Annotated in this window: 1 protein-coding gene; it reads left to right on the forward strand. The window is 72.1% G+C overall.

The window, feature by feature from the left end:
• Positions 1–1141: FtsX-like permease family protein (locus tag D180_RS21840; protein WP_017914450.1), on the forward strand; the 1141-nt coding region annotated here is incomplete at both ends.

Below are 1141 nucleotides of genomic sequence, written 5' to 3' on the forward strand. Positions count from 1 at the left end.
TGGTCTACGCTGCCGCCCTGGTCGCCACCGTGGTGCTGGCGGTCTACGCCACCGGCGACGGCGTGCTGGCGGCCTGGGTGCTGGGCGGCCTGACCCTGCTGGCGGCGCTGGCCGCGGCGGTCGGCGGCGTGCTGCTGGCGGTGCTGCGGCGACTGCAGGGACAGCTGCGCGGGCCTTGGAAACTGGGCCTGGCGGCGCTGACCCGGCGCCGCGCACTGAGCGTGGTGCAACTGGTGGGCCTGTCGCTGTCGCTGTGCGCGCTGCTGTTGCTGGCGGTGATCGGCCCCGGCCTGCTCGGGCAGTGGCGCGACCGGCTGCCGGCGGACACGCCGAACTACTTCCTGATGAACATCCAGCCCGATCAGGCCGAGCAGGTGCTCGGCACCTTGCGCACGCTCGGTGTCGCCGATGCGGCGGTCGAGCCGTTCAGCACCGGCAAGCTGGTGGCGATCAACGGCAAGCCGCCGCAGCGCCGCGAGCAGGGGCCGGAGGACGATGGCGATGGCAGCGACCGGCCGATCAACTTCTCCTGGCGGCACGAATTCCCCGCGGCCAACCGGCTGCTGTCCGGACGCTTCTGGGCCGCCGACAGCACCGCCGCCGAAGCCTCGGTGGAGGAAGGCTGGGCGCAGCGCTACGGGCTCAAGCTCGGCGACCGCATCACCCTGCTGCTCGGCGACCAGCAGCGCAGTTTCACCGTCACCAATGTGCGCAAGGCCGACTGGGATTCGTTCCGGGTCAACTTCTTCCTGCTGCTCAACGCCGGCGCAGTGCAGGACGCGCCGTACAACCTGATCTCCGCCTTCCACCTGCCGCGCGCCTCGGCCGCGCAACTGAGCGGGCTCAGCCGCGCCTATCCGAACGTGTCGCTACTGGACATCGACGCGATCCTGCAGCGGGTGCGCGAGGTCATCGACCGCGTCGCCCAGGCAGTGCAACTGGTGATGGGCTTCAGCCTGCTGGCCGGCGCACTGGTGCTGCTGGCCGCCCTGCAGGCCACTGCCGGCGAGCGCCGCTACGACAGCGCGGTGCTGCGCACCCTGGGCGCGCGGCGCGGGCAGTTGCGAGGCGCAGTGCTGGTGGAGTTCGGCGCGCTCGGCCTGCTCGCCGCGATCCTCGCGGTCGGCGCGGCGGCGAGGAT

This window comes from Xanthomonas sp. SHU 166, assembly GCF_000364685.1.
Taxonomy (GTDB): domain Bacteria; phylum Pseudomonadota; class Gammaproteobacteria; order Xanthomonadales; family Xanthomonadaceae; genus Xanthomonas_A; species Xanthomonas_A sontii.